Genomic DNA, 8665 nt, shown 5'->3' with positions numbered 1-8665 from the left:
AAAATAGATAAGATCATAGTCATTAAGATGAATATTTTATCTCTCCATATGTTATCAAGGAATAAAAAATAAGGCTGTGACAAAACCCTCCTCTGAAATGAAAAGCCGGTGGAATTTTTTTAGGGCTCTACCGCATATTTTACGGAATATGTAGCCGCCACAGGAACGTTCCATTGCGCTCTAGCCACTCGCTTTCCGCATGGAGGTGCCAAGCCTCCTCGGCTGTGCCTGTGGGGTATCGCCCTTACCTCTATTTCCCGCAGGAGTCGAGTGACTTCCGCTCCATTTCACTACTTGCAGACGATTAATTAGACTAGACACGGCTCAAACCGAAAGCCAAGACCGAAATAAATTAATTACGTGATTAATATAAAATACAAACATTGCAATGTACCGCAAACGTCCGTCGCTTCGATCCGCTGACACGTAAATTATCGCAGAAGTAAACGACTACAGTTTGTGGTACGTGGTTTATATTTATGGTTTAACGGCTTGAATAACAGCCGAAATGATATAGTTTTCGATCGGCTGTCCAGGAACCCAATCTTTAATAAACGCTTTTGATTCATTCTTCGTTTCAATCTCGATATCTTGAAAACCGCTCTGGATTAATATGCGCTTTATTTCCTTGATAGACGAAGCACCAGATATGCAACCCGCATACATTTGATCTAGATCATTTTTGATCGGATCAGGCAGATCGGCTGTCGTTACAATGTCGGAAATTGCAAGGCGACCGCCGGAGTTTAGAACTCGAAACGCTTCATCAAATACCAGTTGTTTGTCTGGAGAGAGGTTAATGACGCAATTGGATATGATAACATCCACCGTCTTATCCAGTACCGGCAGATATTCAATTTCCCCTAGACGAAATTCCGTATTCACAAACCCGCCTTTACTCGCATTATGACGCGCACGGCTAACCATTTCTGGTGTCATATCTACTCCGATAACTCGCCCAGTCTCGCCCACTTTTCTAGAAGCGAGAAAACAATCGAATCCCGCGCCGCTGCCCAAATCTAGCACAACTTCACCAGGCTTCAAGGCAGCAATTGCTTGCGGATTGCCACAACCTAACCCAAGGTTTGAACCATCTGGCACCGTCGTTAATTCTTCAGGTGAATACCCCAATTGAGCCGATGCACCACTCGTTGATGTGACATTTCGGGAATTACTACAGCACGAAGAAGCTTCCATTTTTTGAACTGCAATTTCTTTGTAACGACTCCGCACATTTTGACGGATTTGATCTTTGCTTACTTCCTGACTCATAAAGTTAACTCTCCTTTTATTTTGGATTGTCCTCACGTACGTCTGCTATACGTTAAGGGGTTAAGCTGTCTATCGGTAATATGTTCAACGTATGATGTTGCGCTCTTCGTGATCGAGGCAGAATCAAGCCAAACAGCTCCATGTAGCACAAAATGAACTAAATAATTCATCCCGGTTAAATTCGCAGTCGCCTGGAACGGTCTTGTCAGTTCGCTTACGGTAAAAAGATTTTTTCCACCTGCTCGGTAGTCTTGTTCTTGGCCACCTATCGAGATCGCTAGAACCAATTCTTTGCCATGCAAAGCGCTACCGCCAGTTCCATATGCCCAACCATACATCAAGACATCATCCATCCACTTTTTAAGCAAAGGGGGAGAGCTGTACCAAAACAACGGAAATTGAAACACAATTCGGTCATGAGCCAACAACAATTGTTGCTCGCGAGAAACATTAATCGTTTCATCGGGATATTGTTCATACAGATCATTAATCGTAACAGCCTGGGTCTGCTCCAATTCTTGCTTCCAACTAGCGTTTACACGTGAACGCTGCATATTGGGATGCGCAATATTTACGAGAATCTTCATAATTGCCTTCTCCTTCCTGTCCATAGTCCTGTTTGCAAGAAACGTCCAATATGACGAACAACGTATTTTGCGTCAGGACCCACCCCCCTTAAGGTGGCAGAAGCAAAGGAACGCTGACCTTCCAAGCCTACAAAGTACAGCCCCGGTACATTCTGACTAATGCCCGCCTTATGCAATGGCCTTCCTTTCCTATCAAGTGCACCAATTTCCTGCAAGTACGTAAGACTCGGACGGTATCCGGTAGCAAAGATGACCGTATCGACTTTTTCCTGTAACCCCTCCGGCCAAACGACTCCGGATTCGGTAAAAGCAACGAACATATCCCTTTGATCGGGCTTTCCTGCTTCTAATCTCGATTTGTAGTCACCTAAGTCAGCCGCGGCCGTAGGGATCGGTGCTTGCTTACCGAAACGCCAAAATTGAAACGTATCTAAGCCAACAGCCTTGATCCAAAAGTGCAAGTCAATGCCAAATACTTTCTGGTTCACAAGCTGCACAGGCTGTAAAACCGCTAAGGATGTATGGCTGCTCTCCGTCAGTTCCATCGCAATTTGAACCGCTGAATTCCCTCTTCCGACTACCAAAACTCGTTGATCCTTGTAACGATCCGGATTGCGATACTCGAAAGAATGAAGAACTTCCCCTTTAAAAATCTCTCTACCCGTAATGTTCGGAGTAAACGGATTATGAAACGATCCGGTAGCGTTAATTATCGCTTTTGTCTGGTAAACGGCCCCTGCTTCCGTATGAATCGTAAACCCGTCGCTCTTCTCGATCCGGATGACCTTTTGATTCGGCTGAATCGGCAAGTCGAAGGCTTTAGCGTAATTCTTTAAATACTGAATGACCTCATCTCGTAAAGGATAATGCGTGCGGTGCCCTGGCATTTTCAGCCCCGGCATAGACGAGAGCTGTGCGGGCGAAAAGAGCTTCAAGCTGTCGTAATAACGAGGCCACGAACCGACAGCCTCATTGCTTGCCTCCAGTATCAAAAACCGCAGCTTCTTCTTGTTTAAATAATAACCGGAAACAAGCCCCGCTTGCCCTCCTCCAATAACAATGACATCCCACATTTTATTCATCAAAATCCCCCCTTATTTCATATGCATTTTACAACTATTAGATACGTTTACTTAGATACATTGCTCCCAATGAATCGATAAAACTACATAAAGCATCATGTCTCCAAATAAACATATTGCCGTTATGAACGCAGCAAACTTCACCTGCGACGACGATGCTGAAAGTTTTAAACCTTTTTCTGTCATACGCTACAATACCGCCTTTTGAGTATGAGTCTAGAAACCGAGTACCTACCGCCAACTAATTATTCGCATTTTGCAAGTATAAAATAAAGGAATCACCCACAGGGGGCGTACAGCACGTTCCGGATTTTTCCATGGCGTCATTAAGTAGCTTGATGGAACGTATCACCGTTTCTTTTTCAAATTCATTCATGTGGGAGAAAATTTCGCTCAAATACATCTTCATTTGTTCGTCAATAGTTGTCGCCACATATTTTCCCTCAGTCGTCAAGGAAAGAATTGATACTCTGCGGTCAGCCGGATCGGGCGTCTTCTGCACCAAGTTCATTTTAATTAAGGATTGAATTTGTCTACTGAACGTGGTTATATCCGTGCCCAAAGCTTCGGCTACCTGCTGAATCGACGGGTGATGCTGACGGTCGATTTCATAAAGAATATGGCTTTGACTTAACGAAATATCAGTACCACCGACCGAACAGCAATTTTTATCAAGAAAGCCGAATCGGCGTGTCATAATCTGAAATAGTTCGCGAACATTTTCCATTCTTCTCACCTACCTCACTTTTAATTATATAGCATTTATTTGTACTTTGCAAATATATATATTTAAAACAAACCGAAACTCACCTATTATGATTACAATTCCTACTCTTTTCTTATTTTGTATCAGAAATTTCTCTATACAGCTTCACGTTTAGGTTCACGAACATTCATTACAGTACGAATCGCTTTAGATAAATTTTTCTTCAATCGAAGTTTACTTTTTCTAAAGAAAATCGATTTTCCGATGGATATTTCGTTCATTCACTCCCCACTCTTAATAAGTGGATGCATAACTTTACGAAAACAACTCACTCTAACAACAGGAGGTGAACCATTATGTCAAAAAAACAAGAGCAAAGCTTTCTTTTCATCATAACCGTCATTTCCATTGTATTTCTGCCTTTTGCCATCATTAAACGTTCTTTTAAGGATTGGATCATTGTGTATTTAGTAAGTGTTATCGGTAATTCGTTCATCGATCGTTACTTAGTCTCTAAAGGCTACTTAAGTTACAATGTGAGACCATTTAAAAGGCTGTTCTCGATTCATTTTCCATTTGATTTTATCCACTATCCATTAATGCTTCTATATTATAACCAGTGGACTCTTCATAGCAAACTTTTTAGCAGTATCTTAAAGCTGTTTCCTTTTATCATTCCTCTAATTATCGTCGAGACTTGGGCTGCTAAGAAAACACACTTAATTACTTGGAAAAAAGGCTGGAACTGGTACCATTCTTTTATCAGTTTAGTTATTAAATTTCTTCTTTGTCGAAGTATCATTGCTACCATTCGTGTTATGAACAACGGATCGATATCCGTTAAATAAAAATTGACTATACTTAAAGAAGGAGTGCCTATAACATTTAGACACTCCCTTTCACCTATGCGCTTATATAGGGTACTAACTATTGATTCGAATTTAAACTTTTCATTGCTCCTATTCTCTTGTGTAACTTAATGTTTAATGAATGTAAAAACCGGAAATTTCGTCATTTTCATTAATCGACACACTCAAAATCACATCTTGTCCTTCAAATAAGCCTTCTAATAAAACAATTGTGAATCCATCCTCTACTTCTGTTGATTGGTATTCATACTCAATAAAAGCACCTAATTGCAACTCAATCTCTTCCCATGTCTGTGCTAATTCCGTTTCAGAAATAGCTTCCCTCATTGTTTCATCAAATTGCTCTCTTGCTTCGTTATAGTTTCCATCAGCTAATTGCTGAATAAAGGTTTCCGCTATTCGTTCCTTCTCTTCCACTCCTTCTGTATTCCCTGCATCTCCTTCTTCATTCCCACAACTAGCTAACATTAAAGCTATTAATCCTGCTGCAAAAACAGACACATATTTCTTCATGTTCATTCTACTTCCCTCCATCTTCTCAATCCATTTGGTTCCATACCCACTGAGCCATATCTTCAATAACTTTCTCTGCTACTATACCTGCGTGTTCATATTCATCAACCGTACCTTGATCGTCACCTTGTGATTCAATGAAAAAATGATTTAATTGTGGGTAACTTTTAAACGTAACTTGCTCTCGGCTTTCTAACGCTTCTTGCCATGCCAAAAAATCAGTTTCATACGTGACTTGAAAATCGCTTTCTCCTTGAAGGATCAGTAACGGCTTACTACTGCTTGCTAACAGATCAACCGGATTATACTGGGCCATATCGAGTAAATAATAAGCTGGGAGCCAAACACTTGGGTTGATTCAATATCTTCAAGAGATAAATCATCTAGCCTTTGCGCTCGTTCATAATGCTGCTCGATCTCTTGCAATAATGACTTGCGTTCTGATTCTTCAATCGCATCACTTTCAAGAAAGGCGATATTTTGATCATAAATTATCTCCCACATTGGACGAGGAGAACCAGCTAATATCATGATTCCGGCAAAGTCTCCACCAGTATCGTCAATTCTCGGAGCTAACATCCCGCCTTGACTATGCCCTGCTAAATAAACATTGGTTGAATCAATTCGTTCGTCAGCCTTTAACAAGTTACTAGCTAAAACAGCATCTTCCACTGTTTCTTCATGCACGGTAAAATGAGTCATTTCTTCTGGTGTAAATTGATCTCCATATGAATACGTACGCTTATCATAGCGTAATACAGCAATTCCACGTTCAGCCAGTCCCCACGCAATGTCCCGAAATGGCTTATATGAGTGAACAGCTGAATCTCGGTCGCTTGGACCTGACCCTTGTACGAGAACAACTGCTGGTAGAGCTTGATCGATCTCACTTGGCATTGTGAGAATACCCTCAAGTTCAAAATTCGTATCTTCTCCAACTATTAGAGCCTCTTCAATAATCGAATCAGGCATCACTGCGTTGAGCTGTCCGCTTGATCGATGTAAGCCGGCCAGTTCCTGCTCTTTATTAAAGATCATTCGAACTCCCACACTCATATTTGTATATTGAATGTCTATTTCTACTACACTATGCTCTCCTCGCTCGGAACCATCGATTGATGTCAATTGAACAAATTGACCTTCTAATTCAATTTGTTCCTCCCAATTAGAAACAACATTTGAAAGTGACGTTGATTCTTTCCAATCATCAGCACCGTATTCATCATAAACAACTTCATATTCTTGATTAAGAAGTAGCTCAACTATTTCCTTTCCTAAGTCTTCTATCTCATCTATATCAAATGAATAAGACGAGCAGCCTACAAGTAACATGACAATTATTAAGACTCTAACAGATACCAACCCTCGATTACCCATCACGATCGCCACTTTTTACATTCAACATCCTTTTCCCTCCTACTTTGCAAAAGGATCACCCATTGTGTACATACCTATCTTTACGAATAAAAAAAAGAAAGGTTTCAAAACAAATCAACGATTCTCAATAACGACCTATTCGCGAATTCGAATTGCTATGATATAATAAACAGGAATTTTTATACAACGAGGAGTTTAAACAAATATGTTACAAGCTACAAAGCTCGCTATTTACATAGCTACTCTCTTTTTCATTGGCTATTCATATGGGTCATTAACAAAAGATACTTTCTTTGATAACTTTCTCATCATGCTTCTTTCTCTTTTCATTTTTATTTTCGCGGTCGAATTAATCTTTTCGGCTTTAAAGAAAAAAATACCCTCAAAAGATACGAAAGAAGAGGATCCGGAGTCATGGAGTACGATGATGGAGGAAGTGAAAAAAGACTTCGAAAAATCATGGGATCTTTCATATGATAACTATAGACTCCATATCGTCAATAAATATAACAAAGAGCAGTTATTCATTGACGGAAAGCTCGTATCAGAATCGACTAGAAATCAATGGTATTCATGGTTCATCCCATATCAAACGTTGAAAGCAAACATCGAGGATGCAACCACTCCAATCACTGTTAAGGTTAAATTAGGTGGCTGGTTCAGCTTAAATTGCAAAGTATATGTCAACAAGAAGCTCATTTTTAAACAGAAATTAAAATATGACATGATCGCTGGTGGATTTAAAGACGAGGAATAGGACAACAAGAGAGTGTTGCAACGATTTAATCTAAACTTGTATCATCCTCTTATATTTACAAAGGCCACTGAAAAAGCGAGATTTTCACTTTTTCAGTGGCCTCATATTTACACACTCTATTGTTATAGCACTCTAATTTCAACCTCATCTGGACGATAAACGGCTTTAACCTCCCCTGTTAAGTTAGTGACAAATAAAACCGAACGATCACTTTCAAGCGTAAATTGATAAGAAATTCCTGTATCAGGATCCTCCACTTGAATCTCTACATCATGGGCTTCCTCCGACACAAATACAAATAATTTTCCTTTAGCAAAGGTCAATTTTCGTCCATATATACCTAAAGAGTTGCTTCCTTTTTCCCAATGCAAATCCTTCGTAACATTAGCATCATCCAGTACTGTTTCATAAAGAGCTCGGAGTACATCATCTCGATTATTTAATTCAATCGGTAATGGGCACCATACAAATGTCCCTTCTCCCATTTCCTTTGTACGGATTTGCGTAGCTCGACTTTTTGATTTCTGTTCACCAACTCCAACTTCGGTTTCAAGCTCAGCTAAACGGTTTTTGCCAAACGTAACAGATAACTGCTGGTCAGTTAAAAAAGATACAGGATATATTTCCCCATCTATCTCTAACCTTTCCTCTCGTAATATATTTCTTGGAATCGTCTTACCAAACAGTGTTGTACGTGGACGATGACGCCAATATTCATCTAAGTGAAGAGGACCTGTCCACAAAATCGTTCCACCAAATTTTCTAACATGTTGGCATAGCTTCTCATAAGCCGCTGTATGGAAATTATGAGCGCTTGGTACAATGATTAGTTTTGGAGGACTGTCACTTAAAGCATCTAAATGATATTCACTAAATGCCCGAAACGGAATTCGTAAATCATAGGTTAAGACGCGCGTTAATTTTGCGGTTGCTGCAAAGGCAAATTCTCTGTTAGAAAGATCATTCGAATAAGGGTAAATGACTGCAACCTCCTCTAACTTACGGTTACAAAATAGCTCAGAGACCTTTTTCACAAATGCGCCAAAGTCATATGAAACATCCGTCTCTGGCTTCTCTGTTTGGTCTGAACGGATCGCACCAATATTCGATTCATTTATATTATCCATATAATGATTCGTATTCCATAACCATTGCACAGCCCCAGCCCCACCAGTCGCAAAGCCATAAGCATATTTTCGCTCTAGAATGGACTTCAGCTCCTTCTCTGATCGTTTTGAACGGCCATCCGGTCGCTCCACATGCATGATTCCCGTTTCTTGAACGACATTGGGCTTTAACGGATCTTTCGTAAAAAGGCTGTCCCACACTAAATGATCCATTAGCCACCATGAATGAACCGTCGTATAATCGACAGCCTCTGCATAAAAGAGCGGAGAAGGTCGCTTCCCGCCAAGTGCTTCATCCTGCCCAACTGTTACTAGCTGCTGCGGAGCAAGATTCTTTATCGTTTTCGTTAGCTCATGTGCCCAACGATTGTGCAT

At 40.4% G+C, this 8665-nt stretch carries 11 protein-coding genes; 2 read left to right on the top strand and 9 right to left on the bottom strand.

Annotated features, from left to right (window positions below; all coding sequences use genetic code 11):
• Window positions 1-477: 477 nt before the first annotated feature.
• From JCM9152_RS18930 to JCM9152_RS23800, 5 genes are all read right to left on the bottom strand, one after another.
• Window positions 478-1272: an arsenite methyltransferase gene (locus JCM9152_RS18930; protein ID WP_035346978.1), complete on the bottom strand. Its 795-nt coding sequence runs from the start codon at window positions 1270-1272 to the stop codon at window positions 478-480.
• Between the two features lie 32 nt (window positions 1273-1304).
• On the bottom strand, window positions 1305-1859 hold the full coding sequence (locus JCM9152_RS18925; protein ID WP_035346970.1) for an NAD(P)H-dependent oxidoreductase: 555 nt from the start codon (window positions 1857-1859) through the stop codon (window positions 1305-1307).
• Entirely contained in the window at window positions 1856-2941 is a 1086-nt protein-coding gene (locus JCM9152_RS18920; protein ID WP_035346968.1) for a flavin-containing monooxygenase, read from the bottom strand. The genes JCM9152_RS18925 and JCM9152_RS18920 overlap by 4 nt, the downstream gene beginning before the upstream one ends.
• Before the next feature lie 241 nt (window positions 2942-3182).
• Entirely contained in the window at window positions 3183-3668 is a 486-nt protein-coding gene (locus tag JCM9152_RS18915) for a MarR family winged helix-turn-helix transcriptional regulator (protein ID WP_052016173.1), read from the bottom strand.
• 134 nt (window positions 3669-3802) lie between these two features.
• Window positions 3803-3928, bottom strand: coding sequence for a hypothetical protein (locus tag JCM9152_RS23800; protein ID WP_268870759.1), 126 nt, complete (start codon window positions 3926-3928; stop codon window positions 3803-3805).
• A 75-nt stretch (window positions 3929-4003) separates the two neighbouring features.
• Between JCM9152_RS23800 and JCM9152_RS18910 the strand changes: the two genes are divergently transcribed.
• On the top strand, window positions 4004-4495 hold the full coding sequence (locus JCM9152_RS18910) for a CBO0543 family protein (RefSeq protein ID WP_035346967.1): 492 nt from the start codon (window positions 4004-4006) through the stop codon (window positions 4493-4495).
• Window positions 4496-4630: 135 nt separating this feature from the next.
• Here JCM9152_RS18910 and JCM9152_RS18905 read toward each other — a convergent pair whose 3' ends face one another.
• From JCM9152_RS18905 to JCM9152_RS21595, 3 genes are read right to left on the bottom strand one after another with little or no spacing between them, the layout of a single operon-like run.
• Window positions 4631-5035: a DUF3887 domain-containing protein gene (locus JCM9152_RS18905; protein WP_035346964.1), complete on the bottom strand. Its 405-nt coding sequence runs from the start codon at window positions 5033-5035 to the stop codon at window positions 4631-4633.
• Between the two features lie 19 nt (window positions 5036-5054).
• On the bottom strand, window positions 5055-5345 hold the full coding sequence (locus JCM9152_RS22455; RefSeq protein ID WP_148296550.1) for an alpha/beta hydrolase family protein: 291 nt from the start codon (window positions 5343-5345) through the stop codon (window positions 5055-5057).
• Window positions 5315-6406, bottom strand: a complete 1092-nt coding sequence (locus JCM9152_RS21595; protein ID WP_158318462.1) for an alpha/beta hydrolase — start codon at window positions 6404-6406, stop codon at window positions 5315-5317. The genes JCM9152_RS22455 and JCM9152_RS21595 overlap by 31 nt, the downstream gene beginning before the upstream one ends.
• A 205-nt stretch (window positions 6407-6611) precedes the next feature.
• Between JCM9152_RS21595 and JCM9152_RS18895 the strand changes: the two genes are divergently transcribed.
• Complete coding sequence (locus JCM9152_RS18895; protein WP_035346962.1) at window positions 6612-7163, top strand: hypothetical protein; 552 nt, start codon at window positions 6612-6614, stop codon at window positions 7161-7163.
• Between the two features lie 122 nt (window positions 7164-7285).
• Here JCM9152_RS18895 and JCM9152_RS24225 read toward each other — a convergent pair whose 3' ends face one another.
• A complete protein-coding gene (locus JCM9152_RS24225; protein ID WP_369384594.1) occupies window positions 7286-8665 on the bottom strand; it encodes a hypothetical protein in 1380 nt (459 codons plus the stop codon).

Origin of the sequence: Halalkalibacter hemicellulosilyticusJCM 9152, from assembly GCF_000513115.1 — a bacterium.
In the GTDB taxonomy this organism is placed as follows: Bacteria; Bacillota; Bacilli; order Bacillales; family Bacillaceae_D; genus Halalkalibacter; species Halalkalibacter hemicellulosilyticus.
Note: the sequence above shows the minus strand (reverse complement) of the source record. Positions and strands in the feature narration are given on the sequence as shown.